Consider the following 20,783-nt stretch of genomic DNA (forward strand, 5'->3'; position numbering starts at 1 on the left):
GAGATACGGGGTGGAGGGAGTAGGGAGTAGGGAGTAGGGAGTAGGGAGTAGGGAGTAGGGAGTAGGGAGTAGGGAGTAGGGAGGTGGCGTCTCACCAATCTTCTCTACTGACTACTGACTACTGACTAATCCCTGATTCCTACTGCCTAATCAAATTCCTTCGCCGGCAAGCTCTTCCGAAATTGCCGCGACCTGGTCCTGGGCGCTGCGCATCATCGGATAGATGGTAAGCACCTTCTGCCAGGCTTCGAGCGCCGATTGCTTGTGGCCGGTGGCGGCCATGATCTGGGCCAGGCCGGAAAGCGCGCCGAAATGGCGTGGTTCCAGCTGCAGCGTCTGGTCGATGTCGGACATCGATTTCCCGAAATTCTTCATCATGTAATGCACGGTGGCGCGCCGGTTCCAGCCTTCGGCATATTTTGGCTGCAGGACGACGACCTGGTCGAGGAAGTCGAGGGCGACGTCGAACTTCTGGTCGTCCATCGCCTTTTGCGACCATTGCATCATCAGGTCGATCGAGGCGCTGCCGGACTGGAACCATTCGCCCCAGATGCGCCCGGCGATGCGCTCGGCCGCCTTTTCGTTGCGCTCGCGCTTCAGCTCGGCAAACAGTTGGTCGAGCCTGGCTTCCCTAGTCAGGGCAACCGGCGGCTTTGCCGGCGGATCGTCCGCCGACGCCGGAGCGACGCCGAAAAGAAACAGGGTCGCCAAAAATGCAAAAAGAATCCGCATCACCGGAATCTAACCCCGGACGGCGGATCGTCAAACTGAAATTAGCGTGAAAGTGCCTGAAACCAGGCAATTACCATCATATGGACGGAGGCAACGAGCCCCCGGCCGAACGCTCAGCCCTGGCGCGCCTTGTAGCGCGGAGCGGTCTTGTTTATGATGTAGACGCGGCCCTTGCGGCGAACCAACTGGTTGTCGCGGTGACGCGCCTTCAGCGCCTTGAGCGAATTCTTGATCTTCATGGTCTTGCCCGTCGGTCTGGGCCCTGTCCGGGCCGAATTATTAAGGCGCGCCTGAAAAGCGCGCCTTTGAACTTGCGGTGGCTCATAAACGAGGAGCCTTGCCCGTGTCAACCGCAAGCGTGCTGGATAGAGGCCGAGAATGGCTTTGGCAATCAAATATCCGCCATCTCGGCTCCACGCCATTGCGCGGCCGAAGGCGGGCTGGAATGGTGCGGCACCCGCAAGCCGATTTGGAGACCTCCATGCGCCTGTTGTTTGTGTCCGCCTGCCTTGCCGTTGTGGCAGCGGCATCCACCGCGCAGGCGCAGGAATGCGACCGCAACGACGACAGCCAGCAGATGATGAACATCTGCGCCGGCGAGGACTATCAGGCGGCAGATGCCAAGCTCAACCAGGCCTACAAGGATCTCGTCGGTCACAACGACGACAAGAGCAGGAAGCTGCTGCAGGTCGCGCAACGCGCCTGGATCGCCTTCCGCGACGCCGAATGCGCCTATACGACGACAGACAGCGAGGGCGGCTCCATCCATCCGATGGAGGTTTCACAATGCCTGACCCAACTGACTGACCAGCGCATCAAACAGCTCACCGCGGGCGCCAATTGTAGGGAAGGCGATGCGAGTTGCGCCAGCCCCGACGAGGACGGGGATCTGAACGACGAGCTGCAATAGGGCTCGATCCACGCCCTCACGCAAAGTGCTGGAATGGCTTAGCTACGGCTGATGCGCGTGAAATGGCCCATCTTGCGGCCTGGGCGCGCTTCCGCCTTGCCGTAGAGATGCAGCATCAGATCGGGCTCGGCGAGCAAAGCGGGCACCCGCAGCACATCGTCGCCGATCAGATTTTCCATGATGCAGTTTGAATGCCGGCCAGGGTTGCCCAGCGGCAGGCCGGCAATGGCGCGGATATGCTGCTCGAACTGCGAAACGATGCAGGCGGCTTCCGTCCAGTGGCCGGAATTGTGCACGCGCGGCGCCATTTCGTTGGCCAGCAGCGTGCCATCGGCAAGAACGAAGAACTCGACGCCGATGACGCCGACATAGTCGAGGGCCGACAGGATTTTCGCTGCCGACCCCTGTGCCGTCGCCGCCGTCTCCAGCCTGATCTGGGCCGGCACGGTCGAGGTATGCAGGATGCCGTCGCGGTGGACGTTTTCGGCCGGATCGTAGGCGGCGACCGCGCCGTCCAGCCCGCGCGCGGCGATGACCGAGATTTCGCGCTCGAAAGCGACGAAGGATTCGAGGATCAGCGGCACATTGCCCATGGTCTCGCATGTGCCGGCAAAGCCGCCCGTCTCCATGTTGCGGAAGGCGCGCTGGCCCTTGCCGTCATAGCCCATGCGGCGGGTTTTCAAGATGCCGCTGCCACCGAACTCTCTCAGCGCCGCCGTCAGCTCGTCGTCATTGTCGACGGAGCGGAAATCCGCTGTCCTGATGCCGATGCCGTTCAGGAATAGCTTCTCCGCCACCCTATCCTGGGCAACTTCCAGCGCTCGCGGCGGCGGATAAACCGGGACCTTGGCAGCAAGTGCGCCGGCGGCCGCCACCGGCACATTCTCGAATTCGTAGGTGACGAGGGCGCTGACTGCCGCCAGTTCGGCAAGGGCGTCCGCATCGTCATAGGCGGCGGTGATCTGGCGGTTGGCGACCTGAGCCGCCGGGCAATCGGCCTGCGGTTCGAGGATAATTGTGCGGTAGCCGAGGCGCGCTGCGGCAACAGCCAGCATGCGGCCGAGCTGGCCGCCGCCGATAATGCCGATGCTCGATCCCGCGGGCAGGCTCACGGCGCATCCGTCGGTTCGGTGGCGACCCTGGCGGTTTGGGCGGCGCGCCAGGCATCCAGGCGGGCGGCAATTTCTTCGTCGTTCAGCGCCAGCACGGCGGCCGCCAGAAGGGCGGCGTTGGCCGCACCCGCCTTGCCGATGGCAAGCGTGCCGACCGGAATGCCGGCCGGCATCTGGACGATGGAGAGCAGCGAATCCTGGCCTGACAGCGCCTTCGATTCGACCGGCACGCCGAACACCGGCAGCGGCGTCATCGCCGCCGTCATGCCGGGCAGGTGGGCGGCGCCGCCGGCGCCGGCGATGATCACCTTGTAGCCGGCCGCCTTGGCGCCTTTGGCGAAATCATAGAGGCGGTCCGGGGTGCGGTGGGCGGAGACGATCAGCCGCTTGTGCGGAATGCCCAGCGCCTCCAGCGTTTCGGCGGCGTGGCGCATCGTCGCCCAGTCGGACTGGCTGCCCATGATGATGGCGACGTCGGCGCGGTGGTCGGTCAAGCGCATGCTCCCGGCGGTAAAGGCGCGCCTTAGCGGAATTCGGGCTGGCCCGCAAGGATGGCGGCCGCCGCAGCCTAGTCCGGCCAGCGCAGGGCGCCGGATGAATCCTTTCGCGGCTGTCTCATCGCATCCGCCGGCCTGTCGGCCGCGGTGAGCACGGCGCGGAGGCGTTCGGCGACGATCTCGGCCTCGCCTGGGTGCAGGTTGCACGGGTCGAGGAAGAAATGGCCACGCTCGACTTCGTGGTTGCGCACGATGATGGGCGGCGATCCGGCCGCCAATGCCGAGGCGAGGCCGGCGGCACTGAAGCGGCTTTCGGGGGAGACGAAGATCTGCAGCCGGTCGAGCGGATTGGCGGTCGGGTCGGGAATGATGTTTGCGACGATGCCGGGTATTCCCTGCAGCGAATCCCTCCATAGATGGAGCGCCGCTTCCTCGCGTCGGCGGATGCCGGCATGGTCGCGCTTTTCCCAGGCTTCGAGCGCCGCGATGGTGCCGGCGATGCTTTCCTTGCCGACCTTCATGGCGCGGGCGACGCCGCGGTTCTGCAGATAGGCGGCGCGGACGAGATCCTTGCGGCCGGTGACGATGCCGCTGGTCGGCCCCGAAAGGAATTTGTGGCCGCTATAGACGACGATGTCGGCGCCGCGCGCCAGGAAGCTGCGCAGGTCATATTCGGAAGCCGCATCGACGATCACCGGCACGCCCCTGGCGTGGCAGATATCGCAGAATTCCTCAAGGGAAAGCATGCCGTATTGCACGGTGTGGTGCGCCACGACGTAGAGCGCCGCCGCCGTGCGCTCGTTGATAGCCTCGCGCACATGATAATCCTGCGTGACGCTGACCGTGCCGGCCGGAATGACCTTGGCGCCGGCGACGCGGATCGACTGGTCGATCGGTGCGCCGTAATTGACGATATGGCCGAGCTGGATGACGACTTCGGACTTCAGCCCTTCGGTATCGTCGGGCAGCCGTTCGATCGCCAGCAAATTGGTGCCGGTCATCGCCCCGGCGATCGCCATTGTGATGCCTGAGGCGCAGCAGGCGGTGATGAAGCCGGCCTCGCCGCCGGTGAGGCGGGCGGTGATCACGCTTGCGGCGCGCTGCAGATCGTCCATCTCCACCCATTGCGAGGCGATCTCGGCCATGGCGCTGATCGCCTCGGGAACGATGATCGAGGCGCCGAGCGTCGTCATCGTGCCGGAGACGTTGATGATCGGCCGCAGTCCCAGCCGTTCACGGATCGTGGTGTTGGAGCCGGTGTCGGAATAGGTTTTCATGTTCAGCAATCCCTTGACGGTCAGGCGGCGATCTCGACGACCGCTTCGATTTCGACGGTGATGTTTCCAGGCAGCGAGCCGACCCCGATCGCCGAGCGGGCATGGCCGCCGATCTTGTCGAAGACGCTGGCGAACAGGTCCGAGCAGCCATTGACCACTTTCGGGTGGTCGCTGAAGGTCGGCGTCGCATTGACGAAGCCGAGCAATTTGACGACGCGCACGATGCGGCCGAGATCGCCGGCGGCGGCGTGCATGACGGCGAGCAGGTTGAGGCCGGTGAGGCGGGCATGCTCATAGGCCTGCTCGACGGTGACGTCCTCGCCGACCTTGCCGGTGCACAGCGTGCCGTCGGCGCGCAGCGGCCCTTGACCCGAAAGAAAGATCAGCCGGCCGCTTTCCGCATGGGTGACGAAATTGGCGATCGGTGTCGGCGGCTCGGGCAGCGTCAGGCCGAGTTCGGCGAGCCGGATGTAAGGCGTCATGGAAGAATTCTCCTTGGGCCGGCCTGTTGTTTTACGCAATTCCCAGGGGAAAGCGCTTCGCGCTTTTCCCGGGAAAACCGCTTACACTTCTCCTGGAATTGCTTTGGGCCGCCCATGTCAGAAATGGGAGGCGCGGAAGCGCGCCAGGAAAGAGCGGAGGCGCTCATTGGTGGTCTCTTCGGCAAGGATCTCCTTCGGCGGGCCAACAGCGCTGACACCGCCATCGGCCATGAAGACAATGCGGCTCGAAGCGTCGCGGGCGAAGGCCATCTCGTGCGTGACCATCACCATGGTCATGCCGTCTTCGGCCAGGCTGCGCACAACGGCCAGCACCTCGCCGACCAATTCGGGATCGAGCGCGGAGGTGATCTCGTCGAGCAGCAGGATCTTTGGCTCCATGGCGACTGCCCGCGCTATGCCGACGCGCTGCTGCTGGCCCCCGGAGAGTTCCGCCGGCAGGCTGTCGGCCTTGTGGGCGAGGCCGACGCGGCTCAGCCAATGCTCGGCGATCTGGCGCGCCTCGGCCTTGCTCTTGCCGCGCACCTTGGTGAGGCCGAGCATGATGTTGCCGGCGGCGGTGAGGTGCGGAAACAGGTTGAAGCTCTGGAACACCATGCCGGTTTCGGCGCGCATATTGGCAAGGTCGCGCTCGCTGCGCCGCTGGCGCGCGCCGGCCTCACGAAAACCGACCTCCTTGCCGTCGATGCGGATCGAGCCTGAGTCGTAGCTTTCGAGAAAGTTGACGCAGCGCAGCAGGGTGGTCTTGCCGCTGCCGGAAGGGCCGATGACGGTGACCACCTCGCCCCTGTCCACCTTGAGGCTGACCGAGCGAAGCACCTCGACCGAACCAAAGGCTTTCGAGACCCCGGCAATGTCGAGAAGGGCAGCATTGTCGTTCGAGCTTGTGGCCATCGTGCTAGTCCCGGATGAAGGCAAAGCGCCGTTCCAGCCGCCGGCTGGCGTAGGAAAGCGCATAGTTGACGGCGAAATAGATCAAGGCGCCGAGGATGTAGAGCGGCATCGCCTCATAGGTGCGGCCGATGACCTGGTTGATCGCCTGCATCAGGTCGGTGATGCCGAGCAGCGAGACCAGGGCGCTGCCCTTGACCGCATCGGTGACGCCGTTGATCCAGGGCGGCAGGAAGCGCCGGAAGGCCTGCGGAAAGATGACGTAGGTGAGCCGCTGGCGAAAAGTCAGCCCAATGGCCATCGCCGCTTCTGACTGGCCCTTGGGAATAGAGCCGACGGCGCCCCGGAGATACTCAATGACCTGCGCCGTCTTGAACAAGGTCAGCGCCAGCACCGCCGCCGAGAAGGATTGCAGATGCAGGCCGATGGCCGGCAGGCCGTAATAGACGAAGAACATCAGCACCAGGATCGGGATGCCGCGGATGGTGTCGGAGAAGATGCGCACGGCCCAGCGCAGCGGCGCCGGGCCGTAGACCAGGCTGACGCCGAGCGCGACGCCGGCAATCAGCGACAGCACCACGACCAGCAGCGACACCCACAAGGTGATGGCGAAGCCCTGGGCGAGGAACGGTACGGCGTAGAGGATCTGGCTCAGCATGTCAGCGCGCAGCCCTGAACCGGCGTTCGACCAGCCGCAGTCCGAACAGCAGGGTGTAACCGGTCACCAGATACATCGCCGTCGTCACCAGATAGACCTCGACAATGCGGAAGGTGTTGAAGTTGATCCACTGGGCGCCGAAGGTGAGCTCGGGCACCGAGATGACCGATGCGATGGACGTGTCCTTGAACAGCGAGATGAAGGTGTTGGACAGCGCCGGCAGCGTGATGCGCAGCATGGTCGGCAGGCGCACATGAACCAGCCGCTGCCAGGGCGTCAGGCCGATGGCCTTGCCGGCATCGAGCTGGCCGCGCGGCACGGCTTCCAGGCCGGAGCGGAACACCTCGACCAGATAGGCGCCGCTATAGACCGACAGCGTCAGCACGAACGAGGTCGGCGCGTCGTAGGCGACGTCGATCACCGTCGGCAGGCCGTAGAAGACAAGATAGACGAGCAGGATCAGCGGCACGTTGCGGATGAATTCGACGTAAGCCGCAATGATGGCGCGCACCACGCGTCCGGCCGAGACATACCAGACCGCCAGCACCAGGCCGATGACGACGCCGATGGCAATCGAAATCACGGCAAGCTCGAGGCTGAGCAGAAGGCCGCCCCACAGCTTGTCGAAATGGCGCCAGATCAGGTTGAAGTTGAGCGTATAGCCCATGCGTCTCCCGCAATAACCAAGGGGATGCGAACTAGAAGGCGGAAGGGCTAACCCTTCCGCCAGCACTTGTCAGACAACCGGGAAACCGGGATGGCGGGCCGGCGGCTCTTGGCCGAAATAGTCCTTGAAGGCGGCGTCGTAGAGTGCGGTCTCATGGCCGAACATGGCGATGGTGAAGGTCTGGTTGACGAAGGTCAGCCAGTCCAGGTCGCCCTGCCTGACCGCCGCGCCGTAGAGCATCGAGTACCAGCTCTTGCCGGCATCGAAATATTTGTCGGGGTTGCGCGAGGCCAGCCAGCGCACGGTTGAAAGATCGACAGCGGCGGCATCGGCGCGTTTCGATTCCAGTGCCTGCAGCACATTGGCCTGGGTGTCGATCTGCAGCACCTGCGCCTCCGGCAGGGCGTAATGGACCGAGCTTTCGGCATCGACATTCTGCAGGATCGAGATGCGCGTCGCCGAACCGCCGGCGAGCAGCTTGTCGAAGGTCTTGTTTTCCGCCGTCGGCAGCGTCAGCAGGGCGACGCCCTCGACATAGTATGGCCTGGAGAAGTGGATCAGCTGCGAGCGCTGCGCGGTCATGGTCATGAACTGGATGGTAATGTCGACCTTGTTGGTGGTGACATTGGGGATGCGCTGCGCCGGATCCTGCATGACGAACTCGACCTTGCTCGGATCGTCGAACAGACCCTTGGCCAGGATGCGGCCCATGGTGATGTCCATGCCGACCAGCTCGCCGGCATCGTTTTCGAAATGCCATGGCGCGTTGGTGCTGCCGGTGCCGACGATCAGCTTGCCGCGGTCAAGCGCGGTGCGCAGAACGCTGTCGGATGCGGCTTGTGCCGCCGCCTTTTCGGCGCTGACAGCGGTCATCACGCCCGCCGTTGCAAGCCCGGCCCTGCCTAGTTTCAGAAAATCTCGCTTGGATGCGTCGTTCACTGCGACCTCCTGTTGTTTGAGTTCCCCTTACAGACACACGTGTCGCCGACCTGATTGTCTCTTACAATAGACACATGTATCCTATACAAGACAGATACTAACATCAGGAATCAGTTATGCAAGACAGCAATGGACTCACGGATCGGGCGGAGCTTGGTCCAGCCGGGAGCCCGACGCCCGACAAGACCTCCGGCTCGCGCGAGAAGGGCCTCAACCGGGTGCTGGAGATCCTGGACTTCCTGCATGTTACGCAGCGCGCCATCGGCATTGGCGATCTCGCCAAGGGGGTGAATGCGCCGCGCTCCACCACCTATACGCTGGTGCGTTCGCTGGTCGATGCGGGTCTCCTGGAGATGGAGGGCGACGGCAACCGGGTCTATTTCGGCAAGAAGCTCTACCTCTATGGAATGGACTATGTCAGGGGCAACGACCTGCTTAGGCGGGGCCGGCAGGAGGTCGACAATCTGTCGCGCGAGACCGGCGAGACCTCCGAATTGTGCATGCTGCAAAGCGGGCGCTATACCATCGTCCATTCCAGCCCCGGCACCAGGCCGTTCCGCATCAGCTCGGCCACCGGCCTGCAGATCCCGCTGCCATGGACGGCATCGGGGCGGCTGCTTCTGGCCGGATTGGAAAGGGCCGCCATCCAGGACATGGTCTCGGAAGACGACCTTTTGCTGCCCGACGGCCGCAGGCTGCAGTTCGACGACTTCGTTGCCGATATCGCGACGGCCAGAACGACCGGCTATTGCATCACTTCGGGGCTGGTCGACGCCTACACCAAATGCCTGGCCGCCCCTGTCTTCGCGGCCGCCGGCAAGGTCGAGGCGACGATGTGCCTGGTGGTGCCGATCGACACTTCAGCGGAGAAGACCGACGAATTGCTGACGTTGCTGCGCCATCGCGCGGCGCGGCTGTCGATAGCGGGGTGAGCAGTTAGGCCCCGAGGCCGTCGGCTAAGCGATGATGTCCGGAATGATCTTGTCTTCCAGCGCCATCAGCCGGTCCTTGAGGAAAAGCTTCTTCTTCTTCATGCGCTGGATCTGCAAGGGGTCGCAGCCCATGGCGATCATCGCATTGATGGCCGCGTCGAAATCGGCATGCTCCTGCTTCAGGCGGGAAAATTCGAGGCGGACATCGGCCTTTTCCTGGTCGGACATTCTCTACCGTCTGCATGTCTGCGGCGCCCGGCAATGGGCATGATTGGGCGGGGGCGGCATCAATTGCCGCCGGCGCGCAGCCAATATCACATATCACATTGTCGTGGAATGCTACCACGCAGCATTCGACATCGCAGCCGGATGGTGGCAGACTGTCATGGTGCCGTCACAGATGCGACCTGCGGTGGACGTGCCTTTGACGGCTGCAATCGAGGAAACCATGAAAGGGAGAACCAATCATGTCTCTTGCATCCCATCTTGATGAGTTGCAGCGGAAACACGGTGATATCGAACGCGAGATCGACGATGCGATGAACCATCCATCGGTCGACGACCTCGAAATCGTGAATCTGAAGCGACGCAAGCTGGCACTCAAGGACGAGATTGAAAAACTGAAGGCGAAACCGACGAGACACTGACGCCCTTCCAGGATTAGACGCGCCGCCTTGGCGCGTGACTATCGCTCCGGTGGCGACATGCCGCCGGAGGCCTGTTTTTGCTACTAATTCCCATACTGTTGGCCGGCGAAACCCGTCTGTGGGGTCGCCGCGCTGCTGCGATTTGGCGGCTCTGCTTGTCTGTCGCCATTGACAAGCCATCTTTGCTCCTCCACCTCATGCCCGAACCTCAGCGCTATGCGCTGATAGCTGATTGAGCGTGCGTCGACGTGGACGTGTGTCGCTCGGGTGATCAAGAGGCTGCCGGCATGACCGGGTATTTTTCCTCCCCCTTTGCGCGCCGGACATCGGTCGGCGTCGATGTCGGCGGCGTGGTCGTCGGCGGCGGCGCGCCGGTCGTCGTGCAGTCGATGACCAACACCGACACGGCCGATATCGACCAGACCGTCGCGCAGGTTGCGGCTTTGCATCGCGCTGGCTCCGAGATCGTGCGCATCACCGTCGATCGTGACGAGAGCGCCGCCGCCGTGCCGCGCATCCGCGAACGGCTCGAGCGGCTCGGCATCAATGTGCCGCTGGTCGGCGACTTCCACTATATCGGGCACAAGCTGCTGGCCGACCATCCAGCCTGCGCCGAGGCGCTGGCCAAATACCGCATCAATCCCGGCAATGTCGGCTTCAAGGACAAGAAGGACCGCCAGTTCGCAGCGATCGTCGAAATGGCGATCAGATACGACAAGCCGGTGCGCATCGGCGTCAATTGGGGGTCGCTCGATCAGGAGTTGCTCACCCGGCTGATGGACGAGAACCAGCGCCAAGGCTTTCCGCTGACGGCGCAGGAAGTAACCCGCGAAGCGATCGTGCAGTCGGCGATCCTGTCGGCCGAAATGGCCGAAGAGATAGGCCTCGCCCGCGAAAAGATCATCCTGTCGGCCAAGGTCAGCGGCGTGCAGGATTTGATCGCCGTCTACACCGAGCTTGCCACGCGTTCCAACCATGCGCTGCATCTTGGCCTCACCGAAGCCGGCATGGGCTCGAAGGGCATCGTCGCCTCGTCGGCTGCCATGGGCATCCTCTTGCAGCAAGGCATTGGCGACACCATCCGCATCTCGCTGACGCCGGAGCCGAATGGCGATCGCACTCGCGAGGTGCAGGTCTCGCAGGAACTGCTGCAGACCATGGGCTTCCGTCAGTTCGTGCCGATCGTCGCCGCTTGCCCCGGCTGCGGTCGCACGACCTCCACCGTGTTCCAGGAGCTCGCCCAGAACATCCAGGCCGATTTGCGCAAGAACATGCCGGTCTGGCGGGAGAGATATCCCGGCGTCGAGAACCTCAAGGTCGCGGTGATGGGCTGCATTGTCAACGGCCCCGGCGAATCCAAGCACGCCGATATCGGCATATCGCTGCCCGGCACCGGCGAGATGCCGACCGCACCCGTCTTCGTCGACGGCAAGAAGTCGGCGACGCTGCGCGGTCCGTCGATCGCCGCCGATTTCGAAAAAATGGTTGCCGACTATATCGAGCGGCGGTTTGGCCAGCACGGCAAAGCCGCGGCCGAATGAGCCATGCGGGGGCTGCTCAAAGCCGGTGTGATCCTGCTCTGCGGGCTGAGTGCCGGACAGGCACTTGCCGATCCACCGCAATCGCGCTCGGCGGCGAAACGATTGATCGGCCATGTCTGTGACCTGATCGAGACGCATGCCGAGCGGAACGGCCTGCCGAAGGATTACTTCGCCCGGCTGATCTGGAAAGAAAGCCGCTTCGATCCCAATGCGGTTAGCCCGGTCGGTGCCGAAGGCATCGCCCAGTTCATGCCGGGCACCGCCAAGATGCGCGGGCTGGCCGATCCTTTCGACATCGACCAGGCGATCCCGGCTTCGGCGAAATATCTCGGCGAGATGAAGCTCGCCTACGGCAATCTCGGCCTGGCGGCGGCCGCCTACAATGCCGGCGAGAACCGGGTGTCGCGCTGGCTGGGTTCGGGCGGCTTCCTGCCGATGGAGACAGAGAGCTATGTCTTCGACGTCATGGGCGAACCCGTCGACAAGTTTTCCGACAGCGCTTACGCCGGGACGGTCGAGCCGCTCGACGCGAAAACCAGCTTTGCCGTCGCCTGCCGCAAGCTGCCGGTGATCATGTCGAGAACCGTGGCGATGGCGTCGATCAATGTGAAGCCATGGGGCGTCCAGGTGGCCGGCAATTTCCGCAGGGGCGCGGCGATCAATCAGTGGCTGAGGGTCAGGAGCCGGTTTCCGGCGCTGCTTTCCGGTCGTGACCCGGTGGTCAGCCGGGTGCGCACGCCGATCGGCCGACGCGGCATCTACGCCGTCAGGATCGGCGTCGACGACCGTGCCGCCGCCAACGTCATCTGCCAGAAACTGCAAAGCGTCGGCGGCGCCTGTATCGTCGTGCGCAACCGATAGGCCGAGGGGGCGACATGACGGCCAAAATCGTCCTGCTTAATGGCGTCGGCAGCGCCGGCAAAAGCTCGATCGCCAGGGCGCTGCAAACAATCACCACCGAGCCCTTCCTGCATGTCCAGATGGATGCTTTCATCGACATGCTGCCGCCGGCGCTGCAGGATCATGCCGACGGGTTTTCCTTTGAGACCGTGCCGGAAGACGGCAAGCCGTCGGTGGTGATCAGGAGCGGGCTGGTCGGCGCGCGAGCCATGCGCGGCATGCGCCATGCCATCGCCGCCATGGCCGGGCAAGGCAACAATCTCATTGTCGACGAGGTGATCTTCAATGAAGAGATAGCGGAGTATGTCGAGTTGCTGTCGAGCTTTGACCTGCATCTGGTCGGCGTCATGGCGCCGCTGGAGGTGCTGGAAGCGCGCGAGGCCGCGCGCGCCGACAGGCTGCCGGGCCTGGCGCGCTGGCAATATGGACGCGTCCACAAGGGCATGGACTACGACCTCGAAGTCGACACCAGCCGGCTGACGCCGCTTGAATGCGCCCGTCGCATCCAGGAAAGATTCCGACTATAGTGGCCGGTGTCTTTGACACGATCGCAGCTTTTACCAATTGCCCAAAACGCAGATAGCCGTCTCTGGCCTGCAAAGTCGTGTCGATTAATATTTATGAGCCTTGCTGTAGTAAGACGGGTGGAAATTTCCGGCGAGACCTTTGGGGCCGTTAACGGGGGAACATCATGCCGGTGACAAATTTCCTTAGACGCGTCGTCGGTGAACTTGAAACGCCGCGCGCCAAACGGCCGTTCGGTTCTGGCTGGCTGTCCGGCTCGATTGGCTTGCTTGCCGGGGTCACCGCCCTGCTGATGGTCATCGTGCTGCGCTACCCGTCGCTTACATCGATGCCGGATCTGGCCCCCATCCACCAGATGCTGTTCTTCAAGCCGGTGCTCTATTTCGTCCTCATCTCCGGCTATATCCTGGCGATCCTCAGCATGACGCTGCGCAGGCAAAAGACGCTCGGCGCGGCAGCCATGTTCACTGTGCTGCTGGCGTCGCTGGTCGGCATGCTTCCGGTGCGCCATCAACTGCACATAGACGGGGTGTTCTTCGGGCTCGATTTCTTCATCCTGAACGCCTTGTTCATGGGTGTGCTGTTCGTCCCGCTCGAACGTCTTTTCGCGCGCAACAAGGATCAGACCGTGTTCCGCGACGAATGGCGCGAGGACCTGTTCTACTATCTGGTCTCATCGCTGCTGGTGCAGATTTTGACCTACCTGACCTTGGCGCCGTCCAACTTCGTCAATGCGCAGGGCGCCCTTGGTTCGGTGCGCGCCTGGGTCCACGACTTGCCGTGGCTGGTGCAACTGCTGGCGGTAATGTTCCTGACCGACCTTGCCCAGTATTGGGTGCATCGGGCCTTTCATCGCATTCCCTGGCTGTGGAAGTTCCATGCCGTGCACCATTCCGCCAAGTCGATGGACTGGATTGCCGGTGCGCGCATGCATTTCCTGGAAATTATCGTGCTGCGCAGCCTGACGGCCACCCCGATGTTCGTGCTGGGGTTCGATGAATCGGCTATCCAGACGTATATATTGATCGTCTACGTCTATTCGTCTTTCATCCATTCCAACATCGGAACCAGTTTCGGTCCAGTCGAAAAGGTGCTGGTGTCGCCGCGTTACCACCACTGGCATCACGGCCTCGAGAAAGAAGCGATCGACGTAAACTTCGCCATCCATTTCCCGCTGCTCGACCGGCTGTTCGGTACCCACCATATGCCTGAAGGACGCTGGCCGAACGGCTACGGCATTCACGGACATCCCGTTCCGAACGGATACTGGCAGCAATTCCTCTATCCCTTCCGGCGCGGCTAGACTGGATCCATTAGCGAAGCGCGCGTGTCACCGCGCCTGGCGAGGTAGCCCAATCCATGACAAGCGACAGAGCCCCCAGATGCGTGACGGCTACATAATCTGCGGCACGCCGAGAACCGGAAGCACATTGCTGTGCGGTCTGCTGGCATCGATGAAAACAGCCGGCGATCCGCACTCCTTCTATAGGCGGGAGGACAAGGCGGAATGGGCCGAAGAGTGGAAATTGCCGCATCCCGAGACGATGAGCGCGCATGACTTCGATGTCGCCTACCTCAAGGCGGCAATCAGCGCGGGAAAGGGCGGAACGGCCGTCTTCGGCTTGCGCCTGATGCGGGAGAACCTGGGTGAACTCTCGGCCATCCTCGACCGGATCTACCCAGACCTGCCATCGGACAAAGCACGCTTTGAAAAGGCCTTCGGGCGGGTCCTCTACATCCATCTTTCGCGCGAAAACAAGCTGGCGCAGGCGGTGTCGCTGATCAAGGCCGAGCAGACCGGGCTTTGGCACATCGCGCCCGACGGAACCGAGATCGAACGAGTCGCACCGCCGCAGGAACCCCGCTACGATTTCAAGCGGATCCAGCGCGAGCTTGCCGAACTCGAAGCCTATGACGCGGCATGGAACGTCTGGTTCGCGGAGCAGGGGATCGTCCCGCTGCGAATCGGCTATGAGCGCCTGTCAGCCGATCCGGCAGCGGCATTGGCATCCATCTGCGAGGCCCTGGGTGTTCCGGCGCCGAATGCCGCCGACATAAAGCCTGGCGTCGCCAAGCTCTCGGACGAGATTAGTCTGGACTGGATGCGCCGCTATCGTCTGGACGCGGCGATTTGATCAAGCCTCTTTACCGCGACCGTTTCGCTGAGCCATGTGCCGATCTTGCTGCCGAGGCGGTCGGGCGACACCGGCTTGGGCAGATAGTCGTCCATTCCGGACTCGATACATTTGTCGCGGTCGCCCTTCAGTGCGTGCGCGGTGACGCCGATGATTGGTGTGTGATTGCCACTCGCTGCCTCCGCCGCCCGGATGGCGCGGGTCGCCTCGTAGCCGTTCATCTCCGGCATGGAGACGTCCATGAGGATCAGCTTCGGCCGCAGCGCCCGGTACATCTCGACGGCCGTGCGGCCATTGCTGGCGATGCGGTAGCTGAGGCCAAGCCCATTGAGGATCTGGCCGAAGACCAGCTGGTTCACGTCATTGTCCTCGGCGATCAGAATATCGATCGGGCCGTTTGGCGTGGCGATCGATTCAGGCACTGTGGCCGCCGGAATTGCCGGGCCGCGAATGACGGTGAAGGCGGGTGGCGTCACGGGTGCCGCCTGCGTGACAACCGGCTCGCGAACGAACTGGGCCTTGCCGATCTGGGCCCGCGCTTTCTGGATGGCCGAGATGACGGTGCCGAGCAGGATGGCCGAGCGCGCCGGCTTGGTGAGATGCGCGGCGATGCCGAAATCGATGACCATCTTGCCGAAATCGACCTGATCGACCGAGGTCAGCAGCACCACCGGGATGGCGGAGAGACGGCTGTCGGCGGAAATCGCCTTGGCGACATCGGCGCCGTTCATGCCGGGCATCTGGTAGTCGAGAATGATGCAGTCGACCGCAGCACCGAGCTGGCTGGCCCGGTCTAGAAAGGCGAGGCCGACGGCGCCGCTTTCGGCGGCCGCGCAGTCGAAGCTCCAGCTTCTGAGCTGTTCCAGCAAGATCTCGCGGTTCACCGGGTTGTCGTCGATGACCAGCACGCGGGCGCCGGTGACATCGACCGGCACGACCTCGTTGCGCGTGTCCTGCTGATGCGCCGGCAGCGGCACGGCGAACCAGAACACCGAGCCGCGGCCGATCTCGCTTTCGACGCCGATCTTGCCGCCCATCAGGTCGATGAGGCGGGCGGCGATGGCAAGGCCGAGGCCGGTGCCTTCATGGCGGCGCGTCGACGAGCCGTCGACCTGCGCGAATTTCTCGAACACGTTCTCGAGCTTCTCGGCAGGAATGCCGATGCCTGTGTCCTCGACGCGGACCTTGAGCTGGACCATGCCGTCGACCACCTCGCCGCCGACATCGATCAGCACATGGCCCTTCTCGGTGAACTTCACCGCATTGCCGAGCAGATTGGTGACGATCTGACGGAACCGTCCGGCATCGCCGACGACATGGGCAGGCAGGCGCGGGTCGACACGCACGATCAGCTCGAGGTTCTTTTCGGCGACGCGCGCCGACACCAGTGTGGCCACGTCCTCGACCGCTTCGGCAAGCCGGAAGGGTGCAGGATCAAGCGTCAGCTGACCGGCATTGATCTTGGAGAAATCGAGGATGTCGTTGATGATGGTGAGCAGCGCATTGCCGGACTTGACGATGACTTCGGTGAAGGTCTTCTGGCGTGCGTTAAGCTCGGTCTTGGCGAGCAGTTCGGCCATGCCCAGCACGCCATTCATCGGCGTGCGGATCTCATGGCTCATATTGGCCAGGAATTCCGATTTGGCGCGGTCGGCCGCTTCGGCCTTGAACAAGGATGCGGCGGATTCGGTGAAGGCGCGGCGGATCGCCTTTTCCATCGGCCGGAAGATCCAGAGGGCGACGATGGCAAGAACCGCGAACAGAAGGCCGCTCGCCCAAAACAGCAGCCTGTCGCTGGAGGCGTCGGCCAGATGGCGTTCGCCATCCATGGCGGTACGCACACGCACCAGCATCGGCTGGACGAACAGGTCGTTCTGGTTGAGGATTTCGCGCGAGCTCCATTCGTCGGTCTGTTGCGCCGCCGACATCAGGTTGAAGTTGCGCACGATGTCACGCGACGACCAGAACAGGTCGCCGTTGACGGCGGCCGACGAGAGTTCGTCCAGCGTTTTGGCCGACAGGCTCGGCTTGATGGCGGCCAACTCCGCGGACAGTGTTTCGATCTCGCCGGTCAGGCGTTGCGAATGGCCGCGCGCGGCGGCGGCAAGGCCGTCTCGGGTTTCGGTGCGCCAGGCCGTGCTGGCGGTTTCGGCAAAGCTGGAGGCGTTGCGCAGGTCGCGGGTGAAGACGACGAGATTGCTGCTCAGCGCGTCGATGTCGTGGCGGAAGGAATTGACGCGATTGAGCGCAAACATCACCGCGGTGGAAGCCAGCGCAAAGATGAGCAATCCCGAGATGTAGCGGATCCGGATCGAGCGGATGAAGAAAGAATATTCCGGCATGCGCAACCCCAACACATACGCATCATTTTAACGGTCGGGATTACGCTTGATTTACATTAAAATTCCGTTCGCGCTTGGCGGGCCGTCAAGATCCTGGCTGCACGTGCCCGGAGTTGGCGCCATAGAGGGTGGCATCGCATTCGCGCATCATGCGCAGTGCTTCTTCCTCGGTCAGGCCAAACTTGCGCATCATGCTCCGGATTTCGGGGCCTACAGCTATCTCCACCGGTCTTGCCGCCTGGCGGGTCTTCCTGGCCTTTTTCTTGGACATCAGTTCGTTTCCCGTCTTGACCGGCACATGTTTCGCATCAGCCCTGGCCCGGCCTCACCGTGCTGCGCCAGACCATGGGCGCATGGCAGATCAGACGGCTGCCAGCCTCCTCCCGCGCGCCGGTCGCGAGCCGCACGGCGCGCCTGGCGATCTCCTCGATCGGCGGCGAGAACGTCGTCAGCCGGTAAGAGGCCCAGTCGGCCTGTTCAATGTCGTCAAAGCCGATGACGCAGAGATCGCGGGGTACGCTGATGCCGAACTCGTGGCGGGCCGCATCGAGAAAGCCGCACGCAATCAGGTCGGTCACGCAGAACGCCGCATCCGGTCGCTGCCGGCCGGAAAAGAGCCGCCTGGCGCCATCGGCTCCGGTGGCATAGCCGGTGCGGCCCTCGCGCCACACGGTCACCTCCAGCCCTTCCTTCTGCGCGGCGGTAAGGAAGGCGGTTTCGCGGGAGAGCAGGCTGGGCGTGCCGGCAGCCGAGGTCACCAAAGCGGGGCGGGTACAGCCGGCCCGGATGAAGGCATGCAGCGCTGCCTCTGCGGCTGCAGCGTTGTCGACACCGATATTGTGCGGGCCGTCGAAGCGGTCATCGCGATTGATCAGCACCAGCCGCTGGCCGTTCTCAAGACAGGTGCGGATCAGCAACTGCGGCGGCGAGCCGGACAGAACGATGCTCGCATCGGCGCGATAGTTCAGCGTGTTGCGCAGCGCCTGGTCGACATGGTGGCTGGGGCCGGAGGTGTTGAACACCATGGCCATTTTGCCGGCGTCCCGCAGATGTTGGGTCAGCGCCTTCTGCAGGCGGGCATGATAGGGCGTGTCGCCATCGGCAACGATGAGGCAGACGATGCCGGTCGAAGCCCGCATCAGGCCGCGAGCCAGATGGTTGACGTGATAGCCGAGTTGCTCGGCCGCCAGCATCACCCGTTCGCGGGTTTCCCCGGAAACGGAAGCGCCGGGCGTGAAGGTACGTGACACGGCCGAGCGCGAAACCCCGGCGAGGTCGGCAACCTGCTGGGCGCTGGAAAAACCGGTGCGGATTCTCGGAACCGTCAAGCGAACACTCTCGCTGCTGTTTTCGTGATTCTTTGCACGCCCGTGCAATGTAATGCAACTCTTCTGCCATTGCCACCCACCGCACTTGACAGGCATGGCGGAATGCAACAGCTTTGCACAGCCGTGCAATACAAGCCGGCTCAAGAGTGGCATCGGAGGAATACCCTGTCCATTTCGCCGAAGACGGCATTGAGGGCGCGACTGTCCGGACCGGCTGCATGAGCAGGGCGGCGGCGCATCCGAAGGCGGACCGGCTGTCCGAGGCCGAGATGGACAGGCGTGCCGAGGTCTGCCGGAAACTGCTTGTCACGGCCGGGCAACTGGCGATGGAAGGCTATGCCCGGCAGGGCGCCGTCCAGCCGGTGGCGATGAAAGGCCCGCAGGATTTTCTCACTGAAACCGACGGCAAGGTCGAGGAGCACATCCGCGCGACGCTGGCAGAGGCTTTTCCGCAGGACGGGTTTTTGGGCGAGGAAGGCGGTGGCATGGGCTCTGCCCGCATGTGGGTCGTCGACCCCATCGACGGCACCGCCAATTTCATGCGCGGTATTCCGCATTTCTGCATTTCGATAGCTTTCGTCGAGAACGGCCGCAGCGAGATCGGCGGCATTGCCAATCCGGCCATCGGCGAAACGTACTTTGCCCGTCGCGGGCAGGGCGCGACGCGCAATGGCGCGCCGATCCATGTGTCGCCGACGCAAGCGTTCGACCGCGCCTTTGTCGAGTTCGGCTGGTCGCCCAGGATTCCCAATCGCGACTATCTGGACAAGGTGAGCCTTGTCTGGGCACTCGGCGCCAATGTGCGGCGCTCCGGCTCCGGAGCGCTTGGGCTGGCCTATGTGGCCGACGGCCGCTCGGATGCCTATGCCGAGCTGCACATCAATTCGTGGGACTGCCTGGCCGGATTGCTGCTGGTGGAGGAGGCCGGCGGCCGTGTGAACCGGTTCCTCGACGGCGACGGCATGGCGAAGGGCAATCCCGTGCTAGCGGCAGCACCCGGCGTTGCGGCGACATTGTCCCAGGTGATCGGAGTGCCGCTCGACGACGGGTAGATCGTTTCCAGTGAGAAGACAGGGAGGAATATCGATGAAGACATTTGACAGTAAGCAAGGCTTGCGCGCCGCCTGGCTTGGCCTTGGCGCGGCGCTGGCCATGTTCGGATTGGCGAGTGCCGCCCAGGCGGCCGACCGCAGCCTCACAATGTATTGCGCCGTCGACGAGGCCTGGTGCCGGGCGATGGCGACCACCTACCAGAAGGAGACGGGCGTCAGCGTCGACATGACCCGCATGAGCGCCGGCGAAATCTACGCCCGCCTCCGGGCCGAGAAGGACAATCCGCAAGCCGATATCTGGTGGGGCGGCACCGGCGACCCGCATCTGCAGGCGGCGGAAGAGGGCCTCACCCAGGAATACAAGTCGCCGCAACTGGCAAACTTGCGCGACTGGGCGCTGAAGCAGGCCGACAGGTCGAAGAACCGCACGGTCGGCATTTATCTCGGTGCGCTCGGTTACGGCTATAATGAGGAAGATCTGAAGCAGCGCGGGCTGACCGCGCCGGCGTGCTGGGCCGATCTGGTCAAGCCGGAATTCCAGGGCGAGATCGAGATGGCCGACCCGAATTCATCGGGCACGGCCTGGACCATGCTTGCCACGATCGTCCAGCTGATGGGCGAGGACAAGGCATTCGACTATCTCAAGCAGCTCAACAAGAACATCGCCGAATACACCAAGGCAGGGGCCGCGCCGGCACTCGCCGTCGGCAAGGGCGAGACGCTGATCGGCATCTCCTTCCAGCACGACGTCATCAACGCGGCCAAGCAGAACCCGGCGGTGAAGGTGGTTTCGCCTTGCGAGGGCACCGGCTTCGAGATCGGCTCGATGAGCATCGTGACGGGCGCCAAGCATGTCGAAGAGGCGCAGAAATTCTACGACTGGGCGCTGAGCCCGGACGCGCAGAAGCTCGCGGCGCCGAACGGCAGCTTCCAGATCCCGTCGAACACCGCCACGCCGGTGCCGCCCGAGGCGCCGGACCTCTCGAAGATCAAGCTGATCGACTACGACTTCGCCAAATACGGCTCGTCGGCCGAACGCAAGCGACTGTTGAAGAAGTTCACCGACGAGGTCCGCAATGGCGGCTGAGCGCGTTCTTTTGCGCTCACTCTAGCATCTGATCGCCGGCGGGCCATTGCGGCACCCGGGGGACCCGAACGTGGGGTTTTTCCACTAAGCGCGGCCACGGCAAGATCAATT

24 protein-coding genes are annotated in these 20,783 nt (G+C 63.3%); 10 read left to right on the top strand and 14 right to left on the bottom strand.

The window, feature by feature from the left end:
- Positions 1 to 150: 150 nt before the first annotated feature.
- Together NKI06_RS28605 and ykgO are read right to left on the bottom strand one after the other, a co-directional pair.
- The gene (locus NKI06_RS28605) at positions 151 to 732 is read right to left on the bottom strand and encodes a tetratricopeptide repeat protein (protein WP_023711628.1); all 582 of its coding nucleotides are present in this window, start codon (positions 730 to 732) and stop codon (positions 151 to 153) included.
- A 113-nt stretch (positions 733 to 845) separates the two neighbouring features.
- Entirely contained in the window at positions 846 to 971 is a 126-nt protein-coding gene (ykgO, locus tag NKI06_RS28610) for a type B 50S ribosomal protein L36 (RefSeq protein WP_006327841.1), read from the bottom strand.
- Positions 972 to 1,213: 242 nt separating this feature from the next.
- On the opposite strand from ykgO, the gene NKI06_RS28615 reads away from it, so the two are divergent.
- A complete protein-coding gene (locus tag NKI06_RS28615; RefSeq protein ID WP_023826712.1) occupies positions 1,214 to 1,642 on the top strand; it encodes a lysozyme inhibitor LprI family protein in 429 nt (142 codons plus the stop codon).
- A gap of 38 nt (positions 1,643 to 1,680) precedes the next feature.
- Here NKI06_RS28615 and NKI06_RS28620 read toward each other — a convergent pair whose 3' ends face one another.
- The 8 genes from NKI06_RS28620 to NKI06_RS28655 form a co-directional block, all read right to left on the bottom strand.
- Positions 1,681 to 2,754, bottom strand: a complete 1,074-nt coding sequence (locus NKI06_RS28620; protein ID WP_023826713.1) for a 5-(carboxyamino)imidazole ribonucleotide synthase — start codon at positions 2,752 to 2,754, stop codon at positions 1,681 to 1,683.
- Positions 2,751 to 3,248 (bottom strand): 5-(carboxyamino)imidazole ribonucleotide mutase, encoded by a 498-nt coding sequence (gene purE / locus NKI06_RS28625; protein ID WP_023822296.1) that lies wholly within the window; start codon positions 3,246 to 3,248, stop codon positions 2,751 to 2,753. The genes NKI06_RS28620 and purE overlap by 4 nt, the downstream gene beginning before the upstream one ends.
- A gap of 74 nt (positions 3,249 to 3,322) precedes the next feature.
- Positions 3,323 to 4,528 (bottom strand): aminotransferase class V-fold PLP-dependent enzyme, encoded by a 1,206-nt coding sequence (locus NKI06_RS28630; RefSeq protein ID WP_031197096.1) that lies wholly within the window; start codon positions 4,526 to 4,528, stop codon positions 3,323 to 3,325.
- Between the two features lie 20 nt (positions 4,529 to 4,548).
- Positions 4,549 to 5,010 (bottom strand): RidA family protein, encoded by a 462-nt coding sequence (locus NKI06_RS28635; protein ID WP_023673109.1) that lies wholly within the window; start codon positions 5,008 to 5,010, stop codon positions 4,549 to 4,551.
- 117 nt (positions 5,011 to 5,127) lie between these two features.
- A complete protein-coding gene (locus NKI06_RS28640; protein WP_023673108.1) occupies positions 5,128 to 5,922 on the bottom strand; it encodes an amino acid ABC transporter ATP-binding protein in 795 nt (264 codons plus the stop codon).
- 4 nt (positions 5,923 to 5,926) lie between these two features.
- A complete protein-coding gene (locus NKI06_RS28645; RefSeq protein ID WP_023673107.1) occupies positions 5,927 to 6,577 on the bottom strand; it encodes an amino acid ABC transporter permease in 651 nt (216 codons plus the stop codon).
- 1 nt (position 6,578) lies between these two features.
- Entirely contained in the window at positions 6,579 to 7,244 is a 666-nt protein-coding gene (locus NKI06_RS28650; protein ID WP_023693641.1) for an amino acid ABC transporter permease, read from the bottom strand.
- Between the two features lie 69 nt (positions 7,245 to 7,313).
- On the bottom strand, positions 7,314 to 8,183 hold the full coding sequence (locus tag NKI06_RS28655; RefSeq protein WP_352987779.1) for a transporter substrate-binding protein: 870 nt from the start codon (positions 8,181 to 8,183) through the stop codon (positions 7,314 to 7,316).
- A 116-nt stretch (positions 8,184 to 8,299) separates the two neighbouring features.
- On the opposite strand from NKI06_RS28655, the gene NKI06_RS28660 reads away from it, so the two are divergent.
- Positions 8,300 to 9,115, top strand: coding sequence for an IclR family transcriptional regulator (locus NKI06_RS28660; protein WP_023698476.1), 816 nt, complete (start codon positions 8,300 to 8,302; stop codon positions 9,113 to 9,115).
- 24 nt (positions 9,116 to 9,139) lie between these two features.
- On the opposite strand, the gene NKI06_RS28665 is transcribed toward NKI06_RS28660, so the two are convergent.
- Positions 9,140 to 9,343, bottom strand: coding sequence for a YdcH family protein (locus tag NKI06_RS28665; protein WP_023673103.1), 204 nt, complete (start codon positions 9,341 to 9,343; stop codon positions 9,140 to 9,142).
- A 239-nt stretch (positions 9,344 to 9,582) separates the two neighbouring features.
- On the opposite strand from NKI06_RS28665, the gene NKI06_RS28670 reads away from it, so the two are divergent.
- From NKI06_RS28670 to NKI06_RS28695, 6 genes are all read left to right on the top strand, one after another.
- The gene (locus NKI06_RS28670; RefSeq protein ID WP_023684024.1) at positions 9,583 to 9,762 is read left to right on the top strand and encodes a YdcH family protein; all 180 of its coding nucleotides are present in this window, start codon (positions 9,583 to 9,585) and stop codon (positions 9,760 to 9,762) included.
- A 287-nt stretch (positions 9,763 to 10,049) separates the two neighbouring features.
- On the top strand, positions 10,050 to 11,303 hold the full coding sequence (gene ispG, locus NKI06_RS28675; protein ID WP_352987780.1) for a flavodoxin-dependent (E)-4-hydroxy-3-methylbut-2-enyl-diphosphate synthase: 1,254 nt from the start codon (positions 10,050 to 10,052) through the stop codon (positions 11,301 to 11,303).
- Between the two features lie 3 nt (positions 11,304 to 11,306).
- Entirely contained in the window at positions 11,307 to 12,164 is an 858-nt protein-coding gene (locus NKI06_RS28680; RefSeq protein WP_027050792.1) for a transglycosylase SLT domain-containing protein, read from the top strand.
- A gap of 14 nt (positions 12,165 to 12,178) precedes the next feature.
- The gene (locus NKI06_RS28685; RefSeq protein WP_352987781.1) at positions 12,179 to 12,730 is read left to right on the top strand and encodes a chloramphenicol phosphotransferase CPT family protein; all 552 of its coding nucleotides are present in this window, start codon (positions 12,179 to 12,181) and stop codon (positions 12,728 to 12,730) included.
- A gap of 164 nt (positions 12,731 to 12,894) precedes the next feature.
- A complete protein-coding gene (locus NKI06_RS28690) occupies positions 12,895 to 14,031 on the top strand; it encodes a sterol desaturase family protein (protein WP_352987782.1) in 1,137 nt (378 codons plus the stop codon).
- Positions 14,032 to 14,110: 79 nt separating this feature from the next.
- Positions 14,111 to 14,863, top strand: a complete 753-nt coding sequence (locus NKI06_RS28695; RefSeq protein WP_023702766.1) for a Stf0 family sulfotransferase — start codon at positions 14,111 to 14,113, stop codon at positions 14,861 to 14,863.
- On the opposite strand, the gene NKI06_RS28700 is transcribed toward NKI06_RS28695, so the two are convergent.
- The 3 genes from NKI06_RS28700 to NKI06_RS28710 all read right to left on the bottom strand — a co-directional run bounded on the left by NKI06_RS28700 (position 14,839) and on the right by NKI06_RS28710 (position 18,533).
- A complete protein-coding gene (locus NKI06_RS28700) occupies positions 14,839 to 17,205 on the bottom strand; it encodes a response regulator (RefSeq protein ID WP_352987783.1) in 2,367 nt (788 codons plus the stop codon). The two genes, NKI06_RS28695 and NKI06_RS28700, sit on opposite strands and share 25 nt — an antisense overlap.
- 85 nt (positions 17,206 to 17,290) lie before the next feature.
- Complete coding sequence (locus NKI06_RS28705) at positions 17,291 to 17,476, bottom strand: hypothetical protein (protein WP_023684018.1); 186 nt, start codon at positions 17,474 to 17,476, stop codon at positions 17,291 to 17,293.
- A gap of 37 nt (positions 17,477 to 17,513) precedes the next feature.
- A complete protein-coding gene (locus NKI06_RS28710) occupies positions 17,514 to 18,533 on the bottom strand; it encodes a LacI family DNA-binding transcriptional regulator (RefSeq protein WP_031208759.1) in 1,020 nt (339 codons plus the stop codon).
- A gap of 218 nt (positions 18,534 to 18,751) precedes the next feature.
- Here NKI06_RS28710 and NKI06_RS28715 point away from each other — a divergent pair, with 218 nt between their 5' ends.
- Both NKI06_RS28715 and NKI06_RS28720 read left to right on the top strand, forming a co-directional pair.
- The gene (locus tag NKI06_RS28715; RefSeq protein ID WP_050593863.1) at positions 18,752 to 19,585 is read left to right on the top strand and encodes an inositol monophosphatase family protein; all 834 of its coding nucleotides are present in this window, start codon (positions 18,752 to 18,754) and stop codon (positions 19,583 to 19,585) included.
- Between the two features lie 61 nt (positions 19,586 to 19,646).
- Positions 19,647 to 20,672: an ABC transporter substrate-binding protein gene (locus NKI06_RS28720; RefSeq protein WP_023706271.1), complete on the top strand. Its 1,026-nt coding sequence runs from the start codon at positions 19,647 to 19,649 to the stop codon at positions 20,670 to 20,672.
- Positions 20,673 to 20,783 lie beyond the last annotated feature (111 nt).

The organism is Mesorhizobium sp. M0772, from assembly GCF_040320135.1.
GTDB lineage: Bacteria > Pseudomonadota > Alphaproteobacteria > Rhizobiales > Rhizobiaceae > Mesorhizobium.

Bases quoted from the DNA above. Each gene is read 5' to 3' on its own strand.
- NKI06_RS28615 (WP_023826712.1), top strand. From the start codon at position 1,214: ATGCGCCTGTTGTTTGTGTCCGCCTGCCTTGCCGTTGTGGCAGCGGCA.
- ispG (WP_352987780.1), top strand. From the start codon at position 10,050: ATGACCGGGTATTTTTCCTCCCCCTTTGCGCGCCGGACATCGGTCGGC.
- NKI06_RS28715 (WP_050593863.1), top strand. From the start codon at position 18,752: ATGAGCAGGGCGGCGGCGCATCCGAAGGCGGACCGGCTGTCCGAGGCC.
- NKI06_RS28635 (WP_023673109.1), bottom strand. From the start codon at position 5,010: ATGACGCCTTACATCCGGCTCGCCGAACTCGGCCTGACGCTGCCCGAG.
- NKI06_RS28700 (WP_352987783.1), bottom strand. From the start codon at position 17,205: ATGCCGGAATATTCTTTCTTCATCCGCTCGATCCGGATCCGCTACATC.
- ykgO (WP_006327841.1), bottom strand. From the start codon at position 971: ATGAAGATCAAGAATTCGCTCAAGGCGCTGAAGGCGCGTCACCGCGAC.
- NKI06_RS28645 (WP_023673107.1), bottom strand. From the start codon at position 6,577: ATGCTGAGCCAGATCCTCTACGCCGTACCGTTCCTCGCCCAGGGCTTC.
- NKI06_RS28685 (WP_352987781.1), top strand. From the start codon at position 12,179: ATGACGGCCAAAATCGTCCTGCTTAATGGCGTCGGCAGCGCCGGCAAA.
- NKI06_RS28680 (WP_027050792.1), top strand. From the start codon at position 11,307: ATGCGGGGGCTGCTCAAAGCCGGTGTGATCCTGCTCTGCGGGCTGAGT.
- NKI06_RS28630 (WP_031197096.1), bottom strand. From the start codon at position 4,528: ATGAAAACCTATTCCGACACCGGCTCCAACACCACGATCCGTGAACGG.
- NKI06_RS28695 (WP_023702766.1), top strand. From the start codon at position 14,111: ATGCGTGACGGCTACATAATCTGCGGCACGCCGAGAACCGGAAGCACA.
- NKI06_RS28670 (WP_023684024.1), top strand. From the start codon at position 9,583: ATGTCTCTTGCATCCCATCTTGATGAGTTGCAGCGGAAACACGGTGAT.
- NKI06_RS28605 (WP_023711628.1), bottom strand. From the start codon at position 732: ATGCGGATTCTTTTTGCATTTTTGGCGACCCTGTTTCTTTTCGGCGTC.
- NKI06_RS28650 (WP_023693641.1), bottom strand. From the start codon at position 7,244: ATGGGCTATACGCTCAACTTCAACCTGATCTGGCGCCATTTCGACAAG.
- NKI06_RS28665 (WP_023673103.1), bottom strand. From the start codon at position 9,343: ATGTCCGACCAGGAAAAGGCCGATGTCCGCCTCGAATTTTCCCGCCTG.
- NKI06_RS28705 (WP_023684018.1), bottom strand. From the start codon at position 17,476: ATGTCCAAGAAAAAGGCCAGGAAGACCCGCCAGGCGGCAAGACCGGTG.
- NKI06_RS28660 (WP_023698476.1), top strand. From the start codon at position 8,300: ATGCAAGACAGCAATGGACTCACGGATCGGGCGGAGCTTGGTCCAGCC.
- NKI06_RS28640 (WP_023673108.1), bottom strand. From the start codon at position 5,922: ATGGCCACAAGCTCGAACGACAATGCTGCCCTTCTCGACATTGCCGGG.
- NKI06_RS28690 (WP_352987782.1), top strand. From the start codon at position 12,895: ATGCCGGTGACAAATTTCCTTAGACGCGTCGTCGGTGAACTTGAAACG.